We start from the raw sequence: 26,965 nt of genomic DNA, 5'->3' as shown, positions 1-26,965 counted from the left end.
ATTCCAACCTTTCAAGATCCCATCGCAAAGCAGACGTAGTACAATCATGAACGCCTCCGAAGTTAGTGCTCTTAACTTAGGTGGAAGTCCTCGGAGATCCGATTGTCCAGATCAGATTTCCGGGGCGTGATATCCACCTGCGGAATATCTTACACAGATTTTTGATTTTTTGGAATATCAATTTTTGAAGGGAGTAGCGCCTTTGGATTTGGGGCGTTGCTGATTGGAGGAATGAATCTGTGGAAAGTGTCCATCTTTTCGCCCCCTAAATCCCCTAAAATTGGGGGACTTTGAACCTTGGGTTTCTCTCCGCTTTGGGCAATTCATCCCCTGATTCAGCAACGCCAGATTTGGCGAGGTCGTCTGGAATGGGGGAGATTAGAGAAGACAATACGGAAATGGAAGCTTGAGGATTGTAGAAGGAATCAAGCACACCAGAACAAACTGTAACTGCAACCAAATTGGGAGAGTAGAAAATGGGATTTCTCATCATTAAAGGTGTCTTCAATCCAAAAAGCGGTTTTCCAGATGGTGACTCTGTGAGATTTTTGGCTGATGATGACACCCTATTTGACCAGTTAGAAGGACAAGTTGATATTAAACCAGGCGGAGAAGTACAACTTCGATATGAAGCCATCGACGCGCTAGAAAAGGCAGCGAAAAAACCTTTTTCATCCGATGCGACTGAAGCCAATATTGAACTATTGGGTGGTAATAAAAATGGATTGCCAGGATACATCTTGTCTAGCCACACGGACAAAAACGGCAGACCTGTTTGCTTTGTGTTTACAGGCAATTCACCTAATGCAGATGGTACAGATGTTTTCTTAGAGGGCGACTTACTTAAGCAAAGTATCAATTATCAACTGCTAATAGAGGGGTTGGTTTATCCCATGTTCTATGAGACGCTCTATAAAGAACTGCGGGATGAGATGACTGAAGCTGTGAAAGTCGCTCGGCAGGCAGACAAAGGGATTTGGGCGAAAGATGCATCGACTAAAGGAGTCACCATCAAACCGCCAGTCAATCTTGCCGAACTCCCTCCTATCTTTCCAAAACTATGGCGACGACTGGAATCATTCTACGGTCGCCCTTCAAATAAAACAAAAACGGTGCGGCAGTTTGTTGAATCTCTAGCACGAGGAAGCGATCGCTTGTTCACGGTTCCCGATCAAAGATCAATTAAATTTTCTACCGCGATGAGCGTCAGCGGAGACAAATTAAAGCTACAGTACAAACCAGAAGAGTTGATATTCCGTGAATAAGCTGAGGATTCTTGTTTGTTCGCAGATTTTCTCAACGTCGCTGTTGTACTTCAAAATTCCACTGTACAAGTCGCTAAAAGTTGATCTGTTTGAGGTTCAGGGTCATCTACGGCGAGTGATTAGGAATGTTAGTCGTCTTGCCACATGAACTGCACACTAGATCCGTAAAAGAGTAGAAGAATAGAAGGACTCAAGTTTGAACCTTGTTAAATAATGACTAAATCGCTCGGCTCGGTCAGCTTATCAAGTTCTTTCTGTATGGTCTGTTAATTATTACAACCCTTCTCTCAGTCGGTGTTCTATTTTGGTGGCGCTGTCCCCTGGAGCTACTCAGCAATTTTCGAGTGTATTACCTCTTACTTGCGGGTGTGCTGGCGATCGCATTCTCAATTTATCAAATTAAAGGATTCCGCACTTGGCTGCCGCTGTGGGTTTCTTTGGCGTACGCTGTAATTTCATAGCTCTAACATCAAGCGAATTCACGTTAAACCTGGCTGGCTTGTCCGAGTTGGGTTAAGAAGCGCATAGCTTTGGCAATATAGCTGGCACAGTCGTAGGGTGAACTTTCATAGAACGATCGCCAGGCAACTCCTTTATGTTCATCGTAGCGATCGCTTAAGTGAATATTTTTATCAATCCAGGCAAGCCGAACTGCATGGCCCACTAGTACATCCAAGACGATATACTCTTCAATCCTCAAATCAGGGTTGCGTTCGGTCAGAGTCGATAACTCCATGAGGGCTTCTACATTCACTTGACGGTATTCAGGCGCTTGAATTTTGTTTAACAAGTGTTCTACTTGCAGTGCAAAATTCTTTTCGCCAGCAGTCATTTCCATGATCAGAGATTCACTATCGAGGCGGTTGCGTCGCTCTAATTTATCACCGATGACTAATCCCTTACAGTGATGTAAAAGCTGCCATACGCTAGGGTAAAAATCTTTGGGAACTCGATTTAACGCACCATCTAATTGACGTTTGCGCCACCAATCTTGATTAGCGGGTTCGACTTCGGTTTGTTCATCTAACATGACGACCCAATCGATACCGCGATCGGGCAGTTTTACCCGCAGCGATTCTTGTTTAAACAGGGCGCGATTAAAGTCAGCATAGCTTTCGAGAATCTGTCGGAGTCGAGTTTTGATCTCAAATGGACTGAGGCGCATCAATTGTTCATACGCTTCATCCTGGGTGACTTTGAGTTCTTGGGCCAGGTCACTGGTCATTAAGAGAATCAAATAGCCAACTCGTAACGTGAGCAATCCTTTAAATAAATCTGGCTCCGATTTGATCAGCAAACTGAGATAGATTAAAGTCTCTTGGGTGAGGACGCGATCGCGAATATCTTCTCGACAAAAGTGACGAATCTTTTCCAACACTTCTGTATAAGGAAGCGGCTGCATAATCAGCGAATCTTCACTATAAGCGCGACCGACAGCGATCTGTTTTTGTCGCACCACAATATCCGTCACCGCATCGGACAGTCCCACATCAACCTTATCAAGCAGCCCCGCCGCCCGCCGCACTACACCCCAATAGGGTGACCCTGATTTGTCGCCTTTACTGGCTTTGGCGTAGACCTCATTGAGTAAGTCCATCACGGTGACGGGAGCAGACCCAACCTGAGCATCAAAGTTTAATCCCTTTAGGCGGGTCAGGGTGCTGAGAAGCTCAATTTGTTCATATAGATTGGTTGACTCGCGCAGATTGTTTAATAAAGCATCGACATCAGTTTCATACTCCAATTTGAATTCTTGAGTGAGGCTGAGAGAATGATTTTTCTCTAAATTGTGGGGTAGATAATACTTTGTGACTGTGAGCGCTGTGACGGAGGAAGATTCAAACTCAAAGTCATATAGAGAATCGATTCGCTCAGTCCCAGACGTTAGCATAATTTGATTGAGGCGACCTAGCTGGACGGGTACATCTCCACAAAGCCCTTCTTGAAATTCTTGTACAAGATTGAGCAGCGCTTCTCGTCCGAGGTCTAGCATTTCATTAGTCAGCAGCAGCGTCATCGTCGGTCTGCCTAGATGATTCCAGTGGCGATGGATGTAGGCGAGTTCGCTTTTGATGCTGGAAACCAGAAAGTGATAATCGAGCGTTAGATAGAAGCGCTCAGGTTCTAAAAAGGACGGCAGGAAGGCGATCGTTTCTCCACAAATTTTGAAGATTCTAGAGGTGGTTAGCCCTCGCATTCGGCGCATGGGTCGTCCACTTAGCCCCAGTTTATCGTTGCGTCCGACTTGAGCGTAAGCGGCGGCCAGTTCTCTCGCATGACGAATTTGGATCGGTTCGACCTGCTTGAGGGTTTGAGTTTCGATATTATTGGCGGCGAGTCGAGTTTGCAGCGCCTCATTTTCGGCCAGCAGCGCGATTTGAACGGTGGCTTTACGAATTTGTCCGATGCGAAGATGGCAGCCGATCGGATCGACATCGCCCACCGCCAGCAGCCCATCACTGAGCATTTGTGCCAGTAGATAGAGACTTTGGGCCCAGACTAACGGGACATTTTCATTAGGAATGCGCGTCTGAGTGTGAGGTTTGGCTTTTTCAGCCTCGATCGCCGCTTCTGGCACAATGTACAACTCAGGCAGCAGTTTTAAGCCGTCTCGCTCGACGACCAGCCGATCCAAAAGTTGCAGATATTCTTGAGCCTGCAAGCGATCGCCGCGAAATAATCCATCCAGCGCCAGGTAAGTGAAGAACAGCGGCCATTCACACTCGATATGTTCAAACTGCTTGAGTTCCCACGGCTCATAGTGGAGGCGGCTAGTATCTTCTAAAACGGTTTGGTGTCCGTCACGCAGGAATCGCTTGCAGCCATAGTTGCCTTCCAGGAGGTCAATGATTTTGTTGCGGGTACGATCGACCAGTTCTTCATCTTCGACCGCAAACGCGGGATAGCCGATCGCACTCAACAGCGCCGCATCGACTTCTTTGGAGCTTGATTCTCTGGGCAACAAGGATGCCAATGTCGTGCGACAGCGGGCGATTTCGTCGGGTAATACGTGAATGACAGAAGTCTGACTCCCTCGCACGCCGAACAGATTTAGCCCATTCATTGCTTCAAGAGCCGCTTTGGCCATGCCCACAGAACTGGCGTTGAGTTCGGGGTTGCCGTGATTGATTTTGTTGCCTCGTTCCCAGATGCCAAAGTCGGGTGTGCGGTAGGTGCGTCCGATGTAGTAGACGAGATTTTGAATAAAGTTGACTTCATCTAGAGTGAACACGATCGCCAGCCCCGATGAGGTCATCTGCGCCAACATCAGCAAAAAAATCGACGTGGCATCCAGTTGCAAGTGGCCCCATTCATCGTCACCCACGACGACATCGCCCGTATCTGTATCGTATTTAGCGTGAAGCGCATCCAGGGGAGCCTGATTTTCTTTAAATTTCTCGACCTTTTTGGACTGGCGCATCATCGCAAACAGCAAGCCCCGCATCAATTTGATGACGCTGTGTTCTAGCTCAAAGGTGCGTCCGAGGTCAGTATCTAATTTGCGATATGCGAGTCCCAATCCCCAGACGGCGAGAATGCTGTAAACGTTGTCTCGTACCCAGGCATCGGTGTAGTCTCCGTGAGCGTTGACGGCCGTACTCGCAGGGAGCAACCCAGAAATGGGGTTTTGGCGACTAAGAATAATCGCTCGAACCTGCTCATAGTAATGGTTGAGACAAGTCTCTAAATCGCTGGGTTTGACTGCCATACTCTTCCTAAATGAAGCCATCAAGGATAAACTTCTGAATCACCCTGATCCAGATCCCTATATCTTATGAGCTAATGGGTTGAGGTGGGAGGATCAGCGATCGCATCAGATTATTTTTTGATTCACAGTCCTTCAAAATTGGGAGGTTGGGGGGCAGAAGTGCCCAATAGCGAAGCGAGAAAACTCCATCGAATTCACGTTTGATGAATGTATGCAGCTACTTTAGACGCATCATCAAAACCAAAGCAGGGAGCCAATCAACAATATCGCTGCTGGTTCAAAGCCACTCAATCAAAGGAGCAAAAATGAACGCAATTGAACAACTTGAAAGCCTAAGACTTCCCGTTGGGGCGAAACCAGGGCAAGCCATCTTGTTTGTTGATTTAACAGAAATTGACAATTCCTCAGAAGTGCTACAGCAACTCAGCTTGAATTACGAAATTAGCCTTCGATATCTGGAAACAGCAATCGGACTGCACGTAGTGGCTGTTTTGAGGGAGTTTGCCGACATCACCGATGAACAGCATGAGAAACTGCTAGAGGAATGGGAGTCTTTAGCGACTCGGATAACCCCCGACGACCCAAACAAAGCTGTTCGTCTATGGCGTGGACACGCAGGCAAAACTTCGTCTAAGGATGCTGCTTAATTTTCTTCTCTCTGTCCTCATTCTTCCCACTTTTTGAAGGACGGAAGAGGAAGGGAAAAAGATCAGAGATTCAAGATACGGCCTCCTTTCTTTCTTGTCCTCCGTCCTCGTTTTCTCTCTTGTCCTCCGCCCTCCGTCCTCGTTCTTCCGTCCTCCAGTTTGTTTCCAACTAATCCGATTTGAAGTGATCGGTAAACACTACGATTAACCGTTTGACAACTGGTTCGTCGTCATATTTCCAACTAATCCGATTTGAAGTAATCGGTAAACGCTCAGAATGCTCGCACAGGGGATAACGCTGTTGCTATTGAGTTTCCAACTAATCCGATTTGAAGTAATCGGTAAACGGGTAGATCAATTTGGGAGAATTTCTTTCCAGATTAAAGTTTCCAACTAATCCGATTTGAAGTAATCGGTAAACAGAGTCTGCGGAGGCTGTAGTTGAACAGGGCATTGAAGGACAGTTTCCAACTAATCCGATTTGAAGTAATCGGTAAACTTAATGTCCTCAATATTGTTGGAGGCGGTGTTAACTGGTTTCCAACTAATCCGATTTGAAGTAATCGGTAAACTCAAACAAAGGATTTCATGCTAATTCAGTCTGATCTGTTTCCAACTAATCCGATTTGAAGCAATCGGTAAACACCCTCCTCCTGAAGGGAAAGTTGTTGAAATTAATGTGAAAGTTTCCAACTAATCCGATTTGAAGTAATCGGTAAACAATACTGTGGTTGCTCGTTACAACATTGTGACAGGTTTCCAACTAATCCGATTTGAAGTAATCGGTAAACACAGAGCATTGACGACAGCGACAACCTTGGCAATGGTTGTTTCCAACTAATCCGATTTGAAGTAATCGGTAAACTCACCAATGGTGGGAATCGGACAACATTACTCACGAAGTTTCCAACTAATCCGATTTGAAGTAATCGGTAAACGTGAACCGTTTGGCACAACAGTTGATGAGCGCCCAAGGGTTTCCAACTAATCCGATTTGAAGTAATCGGTAAACAAAAGAAAACTAAATCAGAAAATGCAATCTCTTATGTTTCCAACTAATCCGATTTGAAGTAATCGGTAAACCGCCATTGAACAAGATGGGGTCATCATTTCTTTGCAAAAGTTTCCAACTAATCCGATTTGAAGTAATCGGTAAACTCACCCCCCAGAGAGCTTTCTCCTGGAAAACGTTTCAAGCCTCAAAACCACAGAGGGTCTTTTTGCTCGTGAGATCAGTATAGCATTCAGGCAAAAAATAGAGAACTCATCAGCCAAAACCCTTACGCAGCAAGCGATCCACAGAGGTCAACGAAAGAATGCGGCTTTCAGCGATCCGCCGACCTGTGTGGCAAAGCAGAGTTCCTATCAGAAAACATGCGGATCTCGGCCCCCAAAGAACACAGAAAAGCTCAAACAATGTAACAAGTTGGCGGTGGTTCAGGTAGCGGACTGCCAATGGTCAACACCCGCGACACCGCATCCTGCGAAATCCAATAAAACCGCACACTGTCTTCTGAGTCCTTCACCTTGCCCTGCACCTTTTGATAAAGTTGCCGCATCTCCTCCAGACTCAGAAAACACTCAAACACCGAATATTGCACCCGTCGCCCATGCCCCTCCAAAAAATTTGAGAGCTTCAGCCGTCTCTTATCATCAGGAATGTCATAAACCACAACCACCAGCATCAAATTACTCTCCGAAACGGTTCATAAGCGCAATTCCCCAGTAGAGCCTTCACATACCGCTTCACCTGAAGCTGAATCACCCGTCGATAAGAAACAGACGTTTGCACATCGGGATGAGACACCGTTTCACAAATCCGCGCCTCAAAATGCTTCAAGAACGTTCGCCGCGCCGCATTCTCCAAATAAATGCCACCCCCCACCTTGGGATAAGTAAAATCAGTCGGACTGAGAATCTTCTGATTTACCAGCTTCATCACCAACGTATCCACAATGGGAGACCGAAACTCCTCCATCAGATCAAACGCCAAATCTGCCCGTTGCCGCTCCATGCCATGCAGATTGCCCAAATATGGATTTAACCCCTCCGCCAGCAGCAAACTAAACACATTGTTGAGCAACAGCGTATAGCCAAAACTCAGCAGCGCATTCATCGGATCTTTGGGCGGATGAAAATTGCGCTCCGTAAACGTAAACCCAGGATTGACAATCAACTTGCTCATCGCCGAAAAATATTGTGCCGCTCCCGCTCCCTCATATCCCCGCACCTGATCGATCAATGCCGCATCATCCAACCGTCCCACTGCTTCCCGCAATTCATCGAGTCGAGCGATCGCATCCACCACCTCCGAAAATTGCCGCTTTCGATTCAGCCGCAACAGTCCTTGCTTCGAGTTCCAGAGTTTCCCTTGCACGATCGATTTCGCGATCGCCAGCCGAAAGGCCTGATCTTTCTGACGCTCAAACTGTGCCGTCTCCAGCGTGAGATTGGCAGATTCTGCACTCCACAAATGCCCCTTATACTCTCCCAATTGAGTCAGAAACACCACCGGGATCTTCAACTCCAGACACGTCGAAATCACAGCCGTCGTCAGTTGAACATTGCCAAACACCAAGACACGATCGCACTCCCGAATCGGAATTTCAAGCTTCGGCTCTTTGGGCGGCTGCACCACAAAGCACTCCTGTTCGCGACTCATCACCGTTCCCTGTTGAACTAGATAAAGCGTTGCCATATCAATTTTCCAAGTAGTTTCATCCGAAGCGATCGACCCTGAATCATGCGTTCTCACCTGATATCCCAGCACCACAAACAACGGCGGCGGGATCGGAGTCTGCGCCACTCTCAACGCCTCAACCATCGCCAACTGCATCTGAGTCGGTCGAATCATCGGATCAGCATGAATCAGCCGAAGCCCGTCATCTTTTGCCCTAGTCGGGTTCTGATCTTGGGTAGGCTTTTTGATCTGCACGACCACCGTTTTGGCAAACGCATGTCCTAAGAAACGAAAGCCGCGATCGAAATTAGTCACTTGCGTCTTTTCTGGATGCAATTTCAACTTCATTGCACTGAGCAAATCAGCAACCTCTTGCTTTGCCTCGATTATTCGCTGCTCTGTGCGCGCCATCACCAAAAAATCATCCGCAAAGCGAACCACTTTTAGCCCCAATTCTGTCAACCGTTCATCCAAATCATCCAGGTAAACATTGGCAAGAATTGGCGAAACCACCGCACCTTGGGGAATGCCTTTTTGTCGCATCACTAACCCTGCGCCCGTCAGTACAGGAGCCGTAATCCAAGATCGAATCAGCGTCAAAAACTTTGGCTCATCCAACCGTTCTCGCACTTCTGCCAACAAGCGATCGTGCGAGATTTCGCCAAAATAATTCACAATGTCGGCATCCAAGACCCAGGTATGGCCGCGATCGCGCCAATATCCCACCCGTTCTACAGCTAGTAGATGCGATCGTCCGGGGCGATAGGCAAAACTACATGGCTCAAACTGAGGTTCGAGCAGGGGATGTAGCACATTCAGAAGCGCTTGCTGCACAATGCGATCTCGAACCGTTGGCACCCCTAGTTCTCTGACTCCTCCCGATTTCTTAGGGATCAGAATTTGCCGCAACGGTAACGGATGATAAGTTCCTTGAGCAACGGCTTTTTGAAGAACAGCGAGATATTGATCTGCTTTTAGGGTGAAATGCTCGATCGTTTCCCCATCCACACCTGCACAGCCCCGATTTTCTGCAACGTCCTCCCAGGCAATCCGAAAGTTCTCAAAGCTGAGAAAGCGATCATAAAAAGCCATCACGTCTCATATCAATTCAAAGATTCGCTACAAATGCTTCGGTCTAGAGATTGCCCCTACCTCATTTGCAGGATTCTCGGTTCTGTGTTGTATTCAGGATTTAAATGAGTATCGTTTATCGTCTCTTCACTTCGCCCTATTCATGCCATCAAATCAAACGCCTTGACTCCGGTTGGCTAGATCAGGCAGGGGCCTCTCTGTTTGGCTCGTCTACTTCGGTCTCAAACAGATCGGCTAAATTGCAGCATTGCAGCAGTTGGGCACTTTCTGGAATTAAGGAATCTTGCAGCTTGTATACTTGCTGAAGAATAGCTAATTCACGCCCATATTCACGCTGAACCGTCTCGATCGTTTCCTCTGGTGCAGTCGTCAAGGGAGGCGTTTTTAATAAGTAGAGCGCCATATTGATGTTTGACAAAGGGTTTCGTAGCTCTTGATAAAAGTGGTTGAGTAGACCATCGCGAGTGCCAGAATTTTGCTCCGATGCGGAAGTTTGAGACACGTCGGGACGAGATCGATCGCTGGCTTCCTGTCTCGCGATCGCTTGTCTACTAAAGCGTTTGAGTAGTGCAGATTGTTTGGCTAATCGTCCTGAAATCGCCCCCAAAAGCTCAGTTGCAGTACAAGGCTTGGTGAGATAGTCATCCGCCCCCAACTCCATGCCGTATCGAATATCAGACTTGGTGCTTCTCGCGGTCAGAAAAATAAAGGGAATCCCAGCCGTTTCGGGAGATTTTCGCAGATGCGTCAAAACAGAATAACCGTCTAAATCGGGCATCTGCACATCGCACAAAATCAGATCAGGATGATGCTCACGAGCAAGATTAACCCCCACATTTCCATTCTCTCCCCCAATGCCTCGAAAGCCCTCAGCTTCTAATAAATCTAAAATTGATTCTCGAACCGTTTGCTCGTCTTCAATGACTAAAATTGTTTTCATCGCTTGCCTGCATCCTCAACGGCAGTGTGACTGTAAAAGTGGTGCCTTTTTCGACTTCGCTGACGACTTCAATCGTGCCGCCGTGTAAGTCAACGCACTGTTTGACGATCGATAACCCTAACCCAGTACCCGGAATGCCATGTACATTACTGGCGCGGTGAAAGGAGTTAAACAATTGAGCCTGGTCACTTTCTGGAATACCAATACCGTGGTCTTGAATACGGAAAATTGCATTCTCTTGATTACAGATTAAATCAATTAAAATACTTTCACCTTGTGGAGAATACTTAACTGCATTTGAAAGCAGATTAGTCAGGATGTGTTGTAACAGTTTCTCGTCTAAGTAAGGGAGTTGAATATCGTTTTCTGATGGATTAATTGAAATGCCTTTATACTCAAATTGAATTGTGCAGGGCTTTACTTGTGACAGTTTTAATTCTTCGATTAAGTCCTGACAAAATTGGATTAGATCGATCGGTTTTGGCTTATATTGCAGTTTGCCTGCTTCAGTTTCTCCAACTAGCAAAACTTCGTTAAGTAGCTGATTCATGCGCCTGACTGAAAGTTGAATGCGCTGAAGGTAAGTTGTTTTTTTGGCATCCGTTAATTGGTCTCCGTAGCGCTCTAAAAGCTCGGTCGAAAAGAGAATTGCGTTTAATGGATTACGAAATTCGTGAGAGACAACGGAGACAAATCTTGATTTGAGTTCATGCACTTCTCGTTCTTTGTCAAGAGAAGCTTGAATTGCGGTTTCGGCTTTGTGACGGGAGAGCGCGATCTCGATCGTGGTGATCAATTCTCGGTCTTCAAAGGGTTTGAGAATATAGCCAAAGGGTTCTGTAATTTTTGCGCGACTGAGGGTGTTTTCGTCCGCGTGAGCCGTCAGATACACAACAGGAAGATGGAAAGTTTGACGGATTTTCTCAGCCGTTTCTACGCCATCTATTTTGCCGCGCAGCCGAATATCCATCAGCACCAGATCAGGCTGAAATTGAGCAACATTTTCTAACGCCTCAACCGCACAGGTCGCGATCGCCACCACTTCATAACCTGCATTGAGCAAGCTGCTTTGAATATCTAAAGCAATGATGCTTTCATCTTCTACAATCAGGATCTGAGCGGCTGGCATGGGCTAAAATTTTTGTTTTTGATCGGTAAAGTTAATTTTGAAGGTAGAGCCATTTTCTCGGTCTAAATCAAGGGTGCCTTGAAGCTGTCTGGTTAAATTACAGACTAATTGTAATCCTAATGATTTTGTTTTACGAAAGTCGATATTAGAGGGCAACCCAGACCCGTCATCCTGCACGACTAGAAGATAGCGATCGTTCGTTTCCGCAGAGAGCGCAATACTAATTTGACCAGACTTCTCAGTAGAAAAAGCGTATTTCAAGGAGTTAGAAACGAGTTCATTAATAATCAGACCACAAGGGATTGCGGTGTCAATACTCAGCCGAACATCTTCAACGGTGAGATTGAGGGAAACGGCTCGTGAACTAATGGAATAAGACCGAAATAAATCATTCACTAGACTCCGAATATATTCTGCGAAATCTGTTTTTGCTAAATCCTCTGATTGATACAACTTTTCGTGAATTAAGGCCATTGCCCGCACTCGATTTTGGCTTTCCTTAAAAACTTCTAGAATACGATCGTCTTTAATGTACCCGGCTTGTAGTTTGAGCAAACTAGAGATAACTTGTAGATTGTTTTTAACGCGATGGTGAATTTCTTTGAGCATCACTTCTTTTTCTTGTAGCGATTCTCGAATTTGATTTTCGGCTCGTTTGCGATCGGTAATATCAACGACTGACCCAATGATTTCAACCGGATGCCCCTGGCGATCGCGCAGTAGTTTCATTCCATCTCGTAGCCACCGATAAGACCCATCTTGGTGCAAAAACTGATATTCACAACTGACTTGCTCTGTGACAAATAGTTGAGACATTTTGGTTAAAACATTGGGCAGATCATCGGGGTGAATGCGATCGATCCAAAAGTGCGGATCTTTGAGATATTGCCACACTTCATAGCCAAGTTGTTGGATGACATTTTCGCTAACAAAAGTGCAGGGTCGATTGCGATTGGGTTGACAAGTATAGATGACCGAGGGATTAGAAGAAAGCAGATATTTGAAGCGAGCTTGAGTGGCGAGTAAGGCTTTTTCGGCCCATTTACGATCGGTGATATCCCGCTGTAGGGCGACGTAGTGAGTCAGGTTTCCCGCAGGATCAACGATCGGGACAATGTTCAAATCTACCCAAAATTCAGAGCCGTCTTTGCGGTAGTTGAGCAGTTCGATTTGAATAGGTTTGCCGTGATTAAGAGCGTGACGAATTTTGTCTAACTGGACTCGATTACTTTTGGGCCCTTGTAGAATGCGCGGCGTTTTTCCTAACACTTCTTCGGCGCTGTAGCCTGTCGAAGCGGTGAATGCAGCATTCGTATAAATGATTTTGGGATTGTCAGAATTTGCGTCTGTAATAATCACCGAATCATTGCCATTGACGACTACAGATTCTAAAAGTCGCAATCGGTCTTCTGCGCGCTGGCGTTCTTGTTGGGCTTGGGCTTCTTGTAGGACGATCGACAAATAATCTGCAATCTCCATCAGCGTCGCCACTTCATAATCACTCCATTCACGAGGTTCGGGGGCATCAAAGCAGAGTAGCCCTAATTTTTGATTAGAGTGTTGCACCGGGACAGAGAGAATGGCGCAAGCCTTACGGGCCACCATCGAAGCGGCGATCGGGGACAAAAACGCCTCCTGAGCGACATCTTGAATGATGATCGGCTGACGGCGATCGATAATTTCTAGATAAGTGGGTGCCTGAGATAAGTCTTCGACCATTCCCTGCAAGGTCGGCATCGTTTCTGGCTGTACCGAGTGGACGGCTGTGAGCAATCCATCATCGATCACCCCATACAAAACGCGCAGTGTCTTAAAGTAGCGGCCAATTTGTTGAATGGTCGATTCAATGACTTGCTCGACTGACAATCCTGCTGTGATTCCAGTTGTGATGCTATTTAGCAATCGTAGACAGATTTGACTTTCTCGTAGACTTTGTTCAATTTGTTTGCGTTGAGCGATTTCTTGCTGTAGCTGCTCATTGGTGCTTCGGAGTTCTACAGTACGTTCTTCTACTCGAATTTCAAGTCTTTCTTTAGCGTTGCGTAAAACTGATTCGGCTCTTTTCTGTGCAGTGATATCGGTAGCAACTCCAATTAAGCCCACAACCTGATCTTGTTTGTCTCTCAGTGGCGTTGCGCGAGTGTCATAAATTATGCCGTTAACCTCGATCGTCAGGCTGCCTTCAGACCCTGCCAGTACTTGTTGCGCTGCTTTTAACAACTCTGGATGGTCTTGGTATAAGTCAAACATAGATCGCCCAACGACTTCACCTGACTTACGCCGAATTGCACTCAGTCCTTTGCCTTCAGAAAGGGTAAAAATGCCGTTACGATCGAGGGCATATAAAATCGTTGGCGTATTGGTGACGACGGTTCGCAGCAGTTTTTCTCGTTCTGCTAGTGCGATTTCTGCCCGTTTTGCTTCTGTGATATCTCGGCAGCTAATAACTCGCCCAATGATCTGATCGCCCAGTCGCTGAGGTTTTGAATAGCGCTCAAACACTCGACCATCTTTGAGTTCTAAAATAATTTGACTTTCGAGATTGGGCTGCTCAAATTCTGCTTTTAATTGATGTAAAAAAACATGGGAATTTTGCAACTGGTCGATCGCTTTTTCTAATAGTTCTTGCTCACTATCTAACGATTCGACTAGCCCCCACTGCTCAGAAAATTTGTGGTTAAAGTTGAGAATATTGCCGGAGATGTCGATCGCTAAAATTCCGTCGGCTGTGGCTTCTAAAGTGGTTTGTAGTAAACAGAGCGATTGTTCTAAATTGGCGCGTGTGCGTCTGCGTTCGGTAATGTCGGTGATCATCACCAATACGCCTTTGTAGGTGCCCTGGGTAAAGATGGGTGTGGCAGAGACGATCGCCCACAAATCAGCCCCATTTTTGCAGAGAAACTTACAGTCGTGCTGTCCCTGATCACCCTGACGCAGACGATCCAAACACTGGGCCGCGATCGCTTGTCCTTCTGCATCCATAAAGTCAAACAGCGACTTACCCAGCATTTCTTCGACGCTGTAGCCCAACATCTGAGCGAGTCTGCCATTCGCAAAGCTGGTTTTTTCTGCTGTATCTAGAACCCAAATTCCCTCAGTGGCGGTTTCAATAATCCGGCGATATCGTTCCTCACTTTCCTGGAGGGCGGGTTTGGATTGGCTAATTTCTGCCTGCAACTGGGCGATCGTGCTTCCAATTTCTGCTAGATACGATCGCACCTGCTGCACCTGCGAATCGGGGAAAGAAGCCGTCTCAATCCACTGGTCGATCGCTTGCTGCAAGGCGGTGAATGGTGGCGAATCGGGCAATTGCATGATCTCGTCGGCAGGGTTCGTGAAGACATTAGGACTTGGCTTTGAATTTCCGGTCGAATGTCCCGGTCGGCTGTCCCCGAATATTAAGGATTTTCCGCAACTCTTTGAAGTTCAAGGGTAGTGTTCCCTGCATAATGGGATCTGCAACGGTATTGTCACTTAGCTACTTTTCTCTTCTGGCTATGTAGTTCTCTCTATGGTTTATCGGTTGCTCAAAAACTTTTGATTAAGCCCCTCACAAATTTACTGATGGAAGCCGTTCTAAAAAATCTGGTTGGAGAAGCTGGTGTTTGTCCCTGGGACAGTCTGGAGGCGACGCAGCGATCGTCCCTTTCTCAAGCGGCTCCGGGAAGTACGATCGCCTGTGTCGTCTATCCCCACAACTCAATAGAATTGGCGGCTGTCATGACCTGTGCGGCCGAAAATGGCTGGCGAGTCTTGCCCTGTGGCGGTGGGAGTAAATTGGGCTGGGGCGGACTGGTACAAGGCGTGAATTTGGTGGTCAGCACTCAACGGCTAAATCGACTCATCGACCATGCGATCGGGGATTTGACTGTGACGGCCGAGGCAGGTTTGTGCTTTTCAGACTTACAAACTGTGTTGGCTAAGGCGGGACAATTTTTGGCGATCGACCCCAGTTATCCCGATCGCGCCACATTGGGAGGCATCATCGCGACGGCTGACACAGGCTCTCTACGACATCGCTACAACAGTGTGAGAGACATGCTTTTGGGCGTTTCGTTTGTTCGCAGTGATGGGCAGATCGTCAAAGCGGGCGGGCGAGTCGTCAAGAATGTAGCAGGCTATGACTTGATGAAGCTGCTGACTGGATCTTATGGAACGTTGGGCATCTTGACGCAGGTGACGTTTCGCGTGTATCCGATTCCAGAAGCCTCTCAGACCGTGGTATTGGCAGGCGACAGGGACAAAATTGCTCAAGCAACCCAAACTCTGGTCAACTCTGCGTTAGAGCCGTCAGCGATCGACCTGCTCTCCAGTCAGACCATGAGAACTTTAGAACTGGGTTCAGACGTGGGGTTAGCCGTCCGGTTTCAGAGCATTGGTGTCAGTGTCAAACAGCAAGCCGCGCAGATGGTAGCGTTAGCCACCGCCTTGGGATTGTCTACGACCCTTTACGCTGAGTCAGAAGACACCCTTCTATGGCAACGATTGGCTCAACAAATGCCTACGGCTGCCCAGTCCGACACGATCGCCTGCAAAATAGGAGTCAGACCATCTGAAGCGGTCGCTGTTCTCAGTAAAATTGAGGAAAAGTTAAGTAGTGCAATTGCCCTGATCCATGCCGGAAGTGGAATCGGCTTTTTGGTGTTAGACCGTGCCGTGACCCGATCAACGCAAATTTTGGAGGTACGATCGATCTGTGAAGCTGCGGGTGGCTATTTGTCTCTTCTACAAGCGCCGATCGCGTTCAAACAGCAGATGGAGGTTTGGGGCTATTCGGGCAGTGCGATCGAGGTGATGAAGAAAATCAAACAGCAATTTGACCCTTCGGCACGCTTAAGTCCTCACCGTTTTGTAGGCGGTATTTGAAAAATAGAATTAAAAAATAGAACTAAAATGCAAACGTTTGAACCCTCCACAAATTCTGAATCTTCTGAACCGACGATCGCAAGCTTTCTAGGCTTTGACCCCAATCAGCCGCCCGATCCCACCCTGATCGATAGCTGTGTTCACTGTGGATTTTGCTTATCGACCTGTCCGAGCTACCGTGTGATTGGCAAAGAAACCGATTCGCCGAGAGGTCGGATTTATCTGATGGATGGCGTGAATGAAGGTGAAATTCCGCTTTCTCCGGCGACGGTGCAGCATTTTGACTCGTGTTTGGGCTGTCTAGCTTGTGTGACGACCTGCCCATCGGGAGTGCAATACGACAAATTGATTGCGGCCACTCGTCCTCAAGTCGAACGCAACCACGATCGCCCCCTTCCCGAAAAGCTTTTGAGACAACTGATTTTCTCGGTGTTTCCCTATCCTCAGCGAATGCGGGCCTTGTTGCGACCGTTGGGGCTGTATCAAAAATCGGGTCTGCAAAAAATGGTGCGATCGCTCGGTTTTCTCAAGCAGATTTCCCCTCAGTTGGCGGCGATGGAGTCGATGTTGCCCAAAATTCCGCCCCAGGCGTTTGTGGATACGATTCCCACATTGATTCCCGCTGAGGGAGAAAAGCGCTATCGAGTCGGGATGCTGCTGGGCTGTGTGCAGCGATTATTTAACCCAGATGTCAATGATGCGACGGTGCGAGTGTTGACAGCAAACGGCTGCGAAATTGTCGTGCCCAAATCTCAAGGATGTTGTGGGGCGCTGTCTCATCACCAGGGGCAAGAAGATCAGGCGAAAGTCTTTGCTCGTCAGATGATCGACAGTTTTGCTAATACGGGTGTAGATGCGATCGTGATCAATGCGTCGGGCTGCGGTCACACGCTCAAAGAATACGCCCACATTTTGCAAGACGACCCAAACTATTCCCAAACGGCTAAAGAATTTGTCAGCAAAGTTAAAGATGTTCAAGAATTTCTCGCAGAGGTGGGGCTGACGGCCAAACTTTCTCCGCTTCAAGACAAGCCATTGGTGATGGTTTATCAAGATGCCTGTCATATGCTGCACGGACAAAAGATCAGTCTGCAACCTCGCCAATTATTAAAACAAATTCCCGGTGTGCAATTGAGAGAACCGATCGATGCTGCGCTCTGTTGTGGAAGTGCAGGGGTATACAACATTCTCCAACCTGACGTAGCCGAAGAGTTGGGTCGCCAAAAAGTTGAGAACTTGACCAATACCAAAGCGCAAATTATCGCGTCGGCCAACATCGGTTGCTATGTACAAATCACCAAACATTTAGAACTACAACACAAAACAATCCCTGTTTTACATCCAATGCAGTTGTTGGACTACTCGATTCGGGGTATTCAGTTACCAAAGGATTAGATTCATGAGTGATAACGAGTCATAAAAAATGGATGCCTCCACAGATAGATCTTAATTAAGAAATAAATCTCTCACAAGATAAGTAGGTTTTGAGAAATCAACCTTCTACAGTTGAAGCACATTCCTGTAGAGATTTTGGTCGTGAGCATTTATATCCTTGAACTCCTGGTAATTGGTTTATTGCTGTTGATGGTGACGCTAGGGTCAGGGTGGATTGCTCGTTTGCCGCTCTCCTATGCACTCATCTATCTCATTGTTGGAATTGTTCTCAGTCCCTATGGATTTAATCTGATTCAAATTCGCCCGGAGACAGAATTTTTAGAACGAGTTGCTGAATTTGTAGTCTTGATTTCTCTGTTTAGCTGCGGTCTGAAAATGAATCGCCCCTTGCGGCTTTGGGCGTGGAATTCGACCGCTCGACTAATTGGATTTTTGATGCCCATCTCGATTTTTGCGTTGGCAGCGATCGGTCACTGGGTTCTCAAAATGGATTGGGGGGCAGCGATTCTCTTGGGTGCGATCTTAGCCCCAACTGATCCGGTTCTCGCGTCTGAAGTGCAATTGGATGACCCAAACGATCGCGACGAACTCAGATTTGGTCTCACGTCTGAAGGCGGACTCAACGATGCGCTGGCCTTTCCGTTTGTCTATTTTGGACTGCGATCGCTCAAAGACCCCAACTGGGACAACTGGTTTAAAGAATGGGTGGCGATCGATTTGCTTTGGGCGATCTTTGCCGGACTGGTTATGGGCTACCTGGTTGCCAGAGTGATTCGGTGGGTCGATCACAAGCTGCAACGAGTGCAAACAGTGGATGAGTTGATGGAGGACTTCGTCGCATTAAGTATCGTTTTAATCAGTTACTCGCTCACTGAAATTATTAATGGCTACGGTTTTTTAGCCGTCTTTGTAGCGGGTGTGACAATGCGCCGCCGTCGCGATCTTGATAAATCCATTTCACAACTACACTTCATCGAGCGTCTCGAAAAACTATCAGAAATTGGGACGATTCTTCTGCTGGGTTCTCTGTTGCGTGTTGAACCGATGCTGCGCTTTGCGGGAGATGCTTTTATCGTGGCAGGGGCGCTCTTTTTGGTGATTCGTCCGGTGGGTGCCTGGCTGAGTACGATCGCCCTTCCTGGTCATCCGGCTACTCGCTGGCTCTATGGCTGGTTTGGCATTCGCGGCGTTGGTTCGATTTACTATCTCGCGTATGCACTCGGCTCTGGACTAAAAGGTGATACAGGAGAACGCATTGCCTGGATTACGTTTATTACGATCGTTCTTTCGGTGATCTTGCACGGTGTGACCGCAACGCCTCTAATGAAGTGGTACGAACGCAACGTCGAAGGGAATACCACACTAGAAGAAGATCCTGCACAACATGAAAGAGATGTAGAAGGGGCATAAAAATTATGCAAAGATGAACCCAAACAGCCACTCAACTTAAATTAATACAACATCCCAATTCAACGTGTTAATTGTGAATTTGATGGAGAATTTTCAGTGCATTGTTGAGAACCTCTGCCCCCCAACCCTCGAGTTCTGGGGAACTTTCAGACAAGATTTCCGGTTCAATGTCCTTGCTGAGAGCCTTCGCCCCCTAAATCCCCCAAAAATGCGGGACTTTGAGCCGTCGTCATGGCTTTGAACTTTGGAAATCTTTCCTTGGTCAAAGTCCCCCAGACTGGGGGATTTAGGGGGCTGAAGCCGACTGAAACGAAGCGACAACGACTTGTGTCTACACGGTAGCCTAGTAAGGCGGGGAGCTAGAGAATCCCGCCTTTATGAGTGGGTATTATGAGTGGGTATGAGTGGGGAAGCCGTAGGCAGAGGGTAGAGAATCTGTGGCAATGGAAGATCAAAGTGATATTAGCGGGAATCGGTCTGCCACACTCTTAAGATACCCACACTCTTGAGATACAAAGGGAAACTTGGAGCGACAACCGGAGCGCAGAAATCCATCAAATTCACGTTAAATCAAGGGCAATTAGTAGCGAAAGACTGCCGCGACAGGGGCATCATCGGGCACTTTTTCCGGTTCGACAGCGTAGACCGTTCCGCCATGAAAAATGGTTTGAATCGCGGCTGCATTGAGCAGATCTTCATCGCCAGGCTGAGCATCGTTGTGCATTTCAAGCTCCATTGAATCAGGATCAAAATGCCCCCATCTTTGCACACCCACCGGAACGAAAAGCTGTTCTACACGACCATAAAACGCGCCTTGAATCACTTCATCTAAATTGTTTGATCCTTTGCCAGCCGCGATCGACTCATGATAGTAATCGATCGCTTTTTGCTGGTCTGTTTCAAACTGCGGCTCTACGATCGCCCAAGCTTCTGCATGAAGTTCTTGGGGGGTTTGCTGCTTTGTATTGTGTTGGATTCCTTCTTCAACAATGAAATTGTAGGTGTTTGCTTCGTGATAAATGGGCAGCAAATAGTTAACACCTGCTAAAACAAGAGGCGATCGCCGATTGCGAAAAAAGTCGTGCAGCGCTCTATCAACCAGGTGAAAATATTGCAGCAGATCTTCCTTGACGTTTTCGCGCTCGCCTCCCTGTCCGTGATATGAGCCACCACCTTGTAAGGCTGCACGACCTGCACCACCGCCCTGTCGCCGCTGTTCATCTTTGGCCGTCTCGTCATACTGCAACGCTTCATCCATACGCTTGGGCAAGCCTTCGATTTCAATTTCACGAGTAATGCCGTAGCGGTTGCCCTCCACAAGACGCACGTCGCGCTGACCCAGGGTGAGAATATAAAAGCGATCGTCTCCACTCAACAGGGGAATTAATGGCTTGAGATGAAAGCGATCGTTCACAACGACCAGTTCTATCAGGTTGATCGGCACGCGATAATAACGGAAAAATCCCTCTGCAATAAACAAAGCTAAACCTGCGTTTTGATTCTGCCAAAATTCATCGTTATCCAATTCGATCGCGGGCTGAAGAAGTTGACCTGCATTAGTGGGACGCAATTCATTTTTTTCTAATTCTGCTTCTGCCTGTCGAATCAAATTCTTAAAGCGGAGAGAGTTTTGCTGAGTTTCTGAACCCAACTGCACAGTTGGCATGTAGATTGATACACACAATCCTTGCGGCTGTTCGACAAGTTCTTTTAGTTCTGCGATCGAAAGAAAGCTCATATGATTAGGGTGAAAATTAACGAGAGATAAATGTGAATTACTCACACAAAAATCGTAAAAATCTTTTTAAGCCGAAGCCCCTGCCCAATGGTAGAAAACAAAGGTAGAAAAGCAGCCCGATCGTCTAGAAGCCTAATTGAACGTGAATTCGATGAGAGTTTTTTCGCTTCGTTGTTCACGGCTTCTGCCCCCCAACCCCCCAATTTTGGGGGACTTTCAGAGAGGAATTCTGGTTCAAAGTCCCTCACTCGTGGGGGATTTAGGGGGCGTTCCTGGATCTAAAACCGAAGCGAAGCGTTCATCGAACTGACGTTAATTGACTGACGAAACTTTTTGCTTGGCGGTTAAAACCGCAGCTATAAAAAAAAATCCACCGTCGCGGTATTAACAAACCTCTGGCTGGAGTTAGTCTGCGAAGGCGGACTTCGTTCTTTTAGGCGCGAACTCTATTCGCCAGCTCCCATGCCTTGTGCCTCTTCTTCAAATCGATGCTGAATTGTAATGCCTCGACTCTGCATGACTTGTTCAAACAAGTCGGTCGATAACGCTTGCTCGATCGCCCATACGCCCGGTTTTTTTAACTGCCCAGATAGCAACAATTCCACGACGGTTCCGGTGCCAACTCCTGCGGCGATCGCGGTGTCTGAATGAGTCAACGTTGAGTAACAGCGAGTCGGCTGACCATTTTTAGTGCCAATCACTTCTGAACGAATCGCTACCCCAATGCCGCTAAAGCGATCGGTGACATCGGTCATAAAGTGGCTGACATAGGACAAAAACTCAATCACGGCTGAATTGCGTAGCCAGCTTGGATGCCACCAGCGCGCTACACTCCAGGTCAGATAATTGTAGAAGCGGGGCACCGTCGCAAACTTGGTAATCACTGTTTTGACGGAAAAAGTATCCGGTAATGTAAAAGCTTCTGGCATATCAAACCAGTAAACGCCAATTTTTCCATAGGGTTCAGGAAACTCGACGACTTCACGATCGCTGTAGGGTTTGACCGATCGCCATTCGCCATTCATCCAGGCCTCAAAGGGTCGCTGTAGCCCCAAAAAAGTCGTTCTCATCACCGTCACGCCTGCCCCACCAGACCCAGAGACCACATAGCTGAGATGAATCGTTTCTGCCTCGTCTAACTGCTCAACGCCCTGCCGCACCATACTATTGGAGATTCCTGGAAAGATGCCCGTATTGATCACGGCGGTGACTCCAGCGGCTTCGGCCTGAGTGCGATATTCGAGAGCTTTGCGCGTAAAGGAAGGATGATCGCTGACATCAACATAGCTGACTCCATGTTCAATACACAGCCTCAACACAGTGGCATCGCGATAGTGAAATGGGCCCGCACAGTGAACGACCACATTGACAGCAGAAATCGCTGCTTGCAAGGTGGTTTGATCGGCGAGATCGACCGTGAGAAATCGTACTCGATCGCCCAACAATTCGCTTTTGTGTTCGCCTTTTGTGAGATTGCGTCCGGCGATCGTCACCTGCGCCTGGGTGTGCGCCAACAAATCGGCTGCAACTTTACTGCCCACTCGTCCACTGCCACCGAGAATTAAAACTTGGTCTGTCATGCGATCGTCCGGTTCACAATTTTTTAGATGAGAGCGTTTCGCAAAATGCTCTCTGGCGAGTCAGGAATGCTGCTGCCCTCAATTATTTTCCCCGATTTTGAGCCACTACTTCTGCTTTAACACGGAGCCAAAGGTAGATTTCAAGGATTCTGTTGCATCTCGTAATGTTTGCACGATCGGCTGTTGAGCATGAATAAAAACTCTCGCACAATTGCGTCCTGGCATTCCTGAAATCGAGCCACCGGGGTGGGTTCCGGCTCCCGTGAGAAACAGTCCGTCGATCGGAGTCTTATAGTTGGCCAATTCTGGCAACGGACGGAAAAACACCATTTGATCAAGCGTCATATCAATGTGATAGTAATTTCCTTTGAGTGCGCCCAACCGTTCGCCTAACTCTGCGGGACTTTCGACTCGACGAGCGATCGTGGCTTTCTTCAAATTTGGCGCGTATTCAGCCAGTTTATCGAGACAGCGATCAGCCACTTTATTCTTTAACTCATCTGTCCAACCTGTGCCATTGAGTCCAGTTCCTTCTGCGCCTTCAATTTGGTAGGGGGCAAAGAATTCGATCCACAAAGTGTGCTGGCCGTCGGGTGCCATTGTCGGGTCGAGCATCGTTGGCTGAACAACATACATCGAGGGATCGGCATCAGGAATTCGACCGATCGCGGGTTCCGTGTGAGCAATCTCGACATGTTTAACGGAATCAGCAATGAGAATGGAACCGATCGTATAGTCGTCCCGGTGATTGTAACGCTCAAATCTCAAAGGCTCTGATAACGCGCAATCAATTTTGAGAATGGTTTCGTTGTTATTAACGATTCGCCGCTCTAATCGCTCGCGCAATTCTGGAGAAGCCGCATCGACATCACTGTGATCCATGAGATTTAGAAACAATCGCTTCGCATCGATATTAGAAATTACGCCTTTTGTAGAACGATATTCCTGCCCATTAGACATGCGAACGCCAACCGCACGACCATCATCAACGAGAACCTGTTTGACCCTTTGATCGGTGAGAATTTCGCCCCCCAAACTTTTGACCAACTTAACCAACGCCTGCACCAGTGCGCCTGTTCCACCTTTGGGCCGTGCCATTCCAGGATGGTGTCGCATCGCCATCATCATCGCCCCGATCGCTAAATTCTTCTGAGAAGGGGGCGCACCCAATTCACACGCCAATCGAGCTAGGGGCGCTTTGACAATCTCCTCATCAAACCATTCATTGAGAATATCTTCGGCGCTCGTCAACATATTGCGAACAAAATCCAGCACCTTATTTGACGATCCCACAACGGACAGCAAATCCTTGATTTTAGAAATATCGTAGTTACCAAGAATATCAATGACTGATTTGGGCGGCGCATTAAACATCGGCACCATTGCATTCACAGCCCGCTGCCAATAGCTTGTAAATTCTGCATATTTTTGAGCATCGCGATCGCTATATCGCGCAATTTCTGCACAGGTTTTCTCGACCGATTGATGCGCCAAAAAATACTTACCATCGGGATGCGGACAAAACACAACCGGATCACAAAATAGATATTCCAATCCATACTTTTCCAGTTCTAATTCCTGCACAACCGGGCCGAGGTGAATAAACTCATGGTCGATCGCACATAAATTAAATTTAAACTCTGGCGTTTCAGGAATGACTGCTTCGGTTGTGGCCGCTCCTCCGGGCACCGATCGCTTTTCTAGCAGCAACACTTTATATCCCGCCTTCAATAAATAAGCCCCGCAGACCAGCCCGTTGTGTCCCGCTCCAATGATAATCACGTCATACATACGATCGCTCCCTCCTATTGCTTCTCAAGACCAGAGACTAAAGACTAGAAATACTTCCTCATCCCTCATCTCTCATCTCTCATTCCTCCCCTACTCCTCCAGTCAGATTATTGCGTATCCTGAGTAACTTTTCCCTTCAGTCGTGAGAAGGATGAATCGATCGCCCGTCTGCGCGATGGTTATATCTGAACGCAATGCCGATCCTCTATCAATTAATTGGAGAATGAAAAATGGTGATGACCCTTGATGATACCAAGCGCATGGCGATCGGGATGAAACTCGCCGATATGAAAGCGCTGTTGGAGCTATTGATCTCTAATGAACAAAAGTTTATTTCGGCAGTTAGCGATCAAGATATTGTCGATCGCTTTAGAGACATGCTGAAAGATGATCAAAAAAACTTAGGCATTCTTGAAACCGTCATCATTCAATATGGCGTTAAGTCTGAACCTAAAGACGCGATCACTCAAATGATCAGCAAGCTTAATGAGTTGATGTCGGGTTCTGAACTCACCATTTACGAAAAAGTCTTCCAACATGAATTGCTCAAGCATCAAGTGGTGATGAGTGGTCTGGTGATTCACAAAGCGGCTCAAAAAGTGGGTGCTGACGTAGAAGCTGCGATCACTCCCCTCAATACCGTCAACTTTGAAGAACGCGCTCACCAAGAGCAACTTAAAGGTGTTCTAGAAGTGTTAGGCGTTCGTGAACTCACTGGGCAAGAAGCTGATCAAGGTCTGTGGGCACGGGTTCAAGATGCGGTTGCGGCTCTGACGGGAGTTGCAGGCAGTGTCGTGACTCAAACCTCTGACAAGTCTGATATGAACCTTCAGGATGTGATCCGGATGGATCACCAAAAAGTCAACACTTTGTTCATGGAGATCAACCAAACCAAAGATCCTCAGAAACGTCAGGAATACTTTGGTCAGATCTACAAAGATCTCAATGCCCACTCTCGCGCTGAAGAGGAAGTTGCCTACCCTGCGGTGCGTGGCAGATATCCTGAAGCCGACCTCAAGGAACTCTATGATGAGCAAGCTGAGATGAAGGTGTTGATGGATCAGATTCGATCGATGAATCCTGCTTCTGATGAATTCCTAAACGCTGTCAATCGTCTAAAAGACATTGTGATGGATCACGTTCGTCAAGAAGAAAGCACCTATTTTGGGGCGATCCGCGACAACTTCAGCAGCGACGAAAGCGAGCAACTCGCCACTCAATTTAAAGCTGCTAAGAGCCGCATTCAAGATGAAATGTCTTCTTCGATGAAGTAGGACGATGAATTAGAAATGACTTGCACTCTGCACTCGATTTGAACTATTCAGAGTCTAACTATTTCTCACAATAACTTTCGGGATAGCGAACTCAAGGAGGGTCAAAAATGGCTCTCCTTTTTTATTGGGTTATTTGTGGCTGGTCTTGCTCGCGTTCGATGAAGCTCTTTCGCTTGGATGTTTAAATCTTCTGCCCCCAAGCTGCTAATTTTAAGAGAATTTCAAGCAAGCGTTCTGGCTCAAAGTTCCTCACTGGATAATCATACGTCGTAGAAATTATTCAACTCGACGTTCTTCTAAAATGGGATTGATGTTTAACGATCAATAGCTACGGTTTGTCTAAATGCAGCAATTGAGGTGAGATGTGAAAAAAGGCGGCGAGTTCGTTGGCTTGACGATCGCTGATTTCGCGTTGATGATTCAAGATTTCGAGAACGATCGCTTCACTGCCTAAAATTGGAGCCAGACTTTGGGTGCAAGTTTTGCTTACTCTATGAATCGGCGTTCTTCTACAATGAGATTGGCGTTCAGCGATCGACGTTCCATCATGAGACAAACCATTGAAATCTCAGATCATCTGGCAACCCAAATTGAGCAATATTTGCAGAAGCACCCCGAAGTTACACTGTCTGATCTGATCGAAACAGCGTTAGAACAAAAGCTGACGTTGAGCGCTGAGGATGAGTCGCCTGAGTTGATTGATTGGATGCGTCGAGAGGTGGCAATTGGGGCAGAGCAAGCCGATCGACAAGAATTTAGCAAAAAAACGCTGAATGAAATTAAAGCTCAAGTGTTGTTAGAGCATCAACAACATGGACAAGTAAGAGACAATGCCGCACTATAAGCTGACCATTCAGGCGGAGCAAGATTATCGAGACATTTTGAGCTTTACGCTGGATAAGTGGGGAGTCAATCAGTTTGAGAAGTATGCCACGCTTCTTGATAAGACGTTCGATCGTCTCGCTGGAATGCCAGGACTGGGGAATCGACGAGATGACATTCGACCAGGCTACTACCGATATCATATGGGGAGACACTACATCTTCTATCGAGTCGTACCAGAGGGGATCGAAGTTGTTCGTATCTTGGACGATCGTCGAGAAATTGGAGAGCAGCTATTTTCGACATGAGTTTTTGATACTAAGTATTAGATTCGTGAAACGCTGATGTTGTAGAAAATAGCGCTGTAACAACACTTCAGGAAATTCTAGGGCTGGCTTATACTAGATTTCACAAGTCTCTGCGCGAGAGAAGAGACCTGAAAATAGTACAATACGCGCAATCATTAGTGGATTCAATCCCCCAGGTAAGTGCCCTCTTGGGGCACCGTATTCAAAAGTTTGTAATACATCGTGTACGTATTTTGAGTCTTTCATCCATCCCACTCGTTTGCAGAAGGGATTGTAAAATAAATTGTGTCAAAGGTCAGAAGTTGAGATCTAATGAACT

General features: G+C 47.1%; 18 protein-coding genes and 1 CRISPR repeat array. Of the genes, 8 read left to right on the top strand and 10 right to left on the bottom strand.

Annotation, left to right across the window (positions count from 1 at the left end; genetic code table 11):
* Positions 1-476: 476 nt before the first annotated feature.
* Positions 477-1,265, top strand: a complete 789-nt coding sequence (locus ACKFKH_RS26575) for a thermonuclease family protein (RefSeq protein WP_446861363.1) — start codon at positions 477-479, stop codon at positions 1,263-1,265.
* Positions 1,266-1,749: 484 nt separating this feature from the next.
* Here ACKFKH_RS26575 and ACKFKH_RS26570 read toward each other — a convergent pair whose 3' ends face one another.
* Positions 1,750-4,974: a glycoside hydrolase family 15 protein gene (locus ACKFKH_RS26570; protein ID WP_446861362.1), complete on the bottom strand. Its 3,225-nt coding sequence runs from the start codon at positions 4,972-4,974 to the stop codon at positions 1,750-1,752.
* Positions 4,975-5,279: 305 nt separating this feature from the next.
* Between ACKFKH_RS26570 and ACKFKH_RS26565 the strand changes: the two genes are divergently transcribed.
* Positions 5,280-5,621, top strand: coding sequence for a hypothetical protein (locus ACKFKH_RS26565; protein WP_446861361.1), 342 nt, complete (start codon positions 5,280-5,282; stop codon positions 5,619-5,621).
* 161 nt (positions 5,622-5,782) lie between these two features.
* Positions 5,783-6,779: direct repeats of the CRISPR family, unit length 36 nt; unit sequence GTTTCCAACTAATCCGATTTGAAGTAATCGGTAAAC.
* Positions 6,780-7,030: 251 nt separating this feature from the next.
* On the opposite strand, the gene cas2 is transcribed toward ACKFKH_RS26565, so the two are convergent.
* The 5 genes from cas2 to ACKFKH_RS26540 form a co-directional block, all read right to left on the bottom strand.
* Entirely contained in the window at positions 7,031-7,306 is a 276-nt protein-coding gene (gene cas2 / locus ACKFKH_RS26560) for a CRISPR-associated endonuclease Cas2 (protein ID WP_446861360.1), read from the bottom strand.
* Entirely contained in the window at positions 7,306-9,393 is a 2,088-nt protein-coding gene (gene cas1, locus ACKFKH_RS26555) for a CRISPR-associated endonuclease Cas1 (protein ID WP_446861359.1), read from the bottom strand. The genes cas2 and cas1 overlap by 1 nt, the downstream gene beginning before the upstream one ends.
* Before the next feature lie 181 nt (positions 9,394-9,574).
* Positions 9,575-10,333 carry a response regulator transcription factor gene (locus tag ACKFKH_RS26550; protein WP_446861358.1) on the bottom strand — a complete coding sequence of 253 codons (759 nt, stop codon included), beginning with the start codon at positions 10,331-10,333 and terminating at the stop codon, positions 9,575-9,577.
* Positions 10,311-11,462, bottom strand: coding sequence for a hybrid sensor histidine kinase/response regulator (locus ACKFKH_RS26545; protein WP_446861357.1), 1,152 nt, complete (start codon positions 11,460-11,462; stop codon positions 10,311-10,313). Before ACKFKH_RS26545 ends, ACKFKH_RS26550 begins: the two co-directional genes overlap by 23 nt.
* Positions 11,463-11,465: 3 nt before the next feature.
* Positions 11,466-14,777 carry a PAS domain S-box protein gene (locus ACKFKH_RS26540; protein WP_446861356.1) on the bottom strand — a complete coding sequence of 1,104 codons (3,312 nt, stop codon included), beginning with the start codon at positions 14,775-14,777 and terminating at the stop codon, positions 11,466-11,468.
* A 249-nt stretch (positions 14,778-15,026) separates the two neighbouring features.
* Between ACKFKH_RS26540 and ACKFKH_RS26535 the strand changes: the two genes are divergently transcribed.
* From ACKFKH_RS26535 to ACKFKH_RS26525, 3 genes are all read left to right on the top strand, one after another.
* Positions 15,027-16,328, top strand: coding sequence for an FAD-binding oxidoreductase (locus ACKFKH_RS26535; protein ID WP_446861355.1), 1,302 nt, complete (start codon positions 15,027-15,029; stop codon positions 16,326-16,328).
* 27 nt (positions 16,329-16,355) lie between these two features.
* On the top strand, positions 16,356-17,723 hold the full coding sequence (gene glcF, locus ACKFKH_RS26530; protein WP_446861354.1) for a glycolate oxidase subunit GlcF: 1,368 nt from the start codon (positions 16,356-16,358) through the stop codon (positions 17,721-17,723).
* Between the two features lie 141 nt (positions 17,724-17,864).
* Entirely contained in the window at positions 17,865-19,133 is a 1,269-nt protein-coding gene (locus tag ACKFKH_RS26525; protein WP_446861353.1) for a cation:proton antiporter, read from the top strand.
* 580 nt (positions 19,134-19,713) lie between these two features.
* Here ACKFKH_RS26525 and ACKFKH_RS26520 read toward each other — a convergent pair.
* The 3 genes from ACKFKH_RS26520 to crtO form a co-directional block, all read right to left on the bottom strand.
* On the bottom strand, positions 19,714-20,871 hold the full coding sequence (locus ACKFKH_RS26520) for a baeRF3 domain-containing protein (protein WP_446861352.1): 1,158 nt from the start codon (positions 20,869-20,871) through the stop codon (positions 19,714-19,716).
* A 446-nt stretch (positions 20,872-21,317) separates the two neighbouring features.
* Positions 21,318-22,451 (bottom strand): saccharopine dehydrogenase family protein, encoded by a 1,134-nt coding sequence (locus ACKFKH_RS26515; RefSeq protein WP_446861351.1) that lies wholly within the window; start codon positions 22,449-22,451, stop codon positions 21,318-21,320.
* A gap of 105 nt (positions 22,452-22,556) precedes the next feature.
* On the bottom strand, positions 22,557-24,242 hold the full coding sequence (gene crtO, locus ACKFKH_RS26510; RefSeq protein WP_446861350.1) for a beta-carotene ketolase CrtO: 1,686 nt from the start codon (positions 24,240-24,242) through the stop codon (positions 22,557-22,559).
* Positions 24,243-24,472: 230 nt separating this feature from the next.
* Here crtO and ACKFKH_RS26505 point away from each other — a divergent pair, with 230 nt between their 5' ends.
* On the top strand, positions 24,473-25,516 hold the full coding sequence (locus ACKFKH_RS26505) for a hemerythrin domain-containing protein (protein ID WP_446861349.1): 1,044 nt from the start codon (positions 24,473-24,475) through the stop codon (positions 25,514-25,516).
* A gap of 328 nt (positions 25,517-25,844) precedes the next feature.
* Here ACKFKH_RS26505 and ACKFKH_RS26500 read toward each other — a convergent pair whose 3' ends face one another.
* The gene (locus ACKFKH_RS26500; RefSeq protein WP_446861348.1) at positions 25,845-26,072 is read right to left on the bottom strand and encodes a hypothetical protein; all 228 of its coding nucleotides are present in this window, start codon (positions 26,070-26,072) and stop codon (positions 25,845-25,847) included.
* Between ACKFKH_RS26500 and ACKFKH_RS26495 the strand changes: the two genes are divergently transcribed.
* Together ACKFKH_RS26495 and ACKFKH_RS26490 are read left to right on the top strand one after the other, a co-directional pair.
* On the top strand, positions 26,064-26,360 hold the full coding sequence (locus tag ACKFKH_RS26495; RefSeq protein ID WP_446861347.1) for a hypothetical protein: 297 nt from the start codon (positions 26,064-26,066) through the stop codon (positions 26,358-26,360). The genes ACKFKH_RS26500 and ACKFKH_RS26495 overlap by 9 nt on opposite strands.
* Entirely contained in the window at positions 26,347-26,646 is a 300-nt protein-coding gene (locus ACKFKH_RS26490) for a type II toxin-antitoxin system RelE/ParE family toxin (protein WP_446861346.1), read from the top strand. Before ACKFKH_RS26495 ends, ACKFKH_RS26490 begins: the two co-directional genes overlap by 14 nt.
* Positions 26,647-26,965 lie beyond the last annotated feature (319 nt).

It is taken from the genome of Phormidesmis sp. 146-20 (genome assembly GCF_052939475.1).
This window is presented reverse-complemented; position numbering and strand designations above follow the sequence as displayed.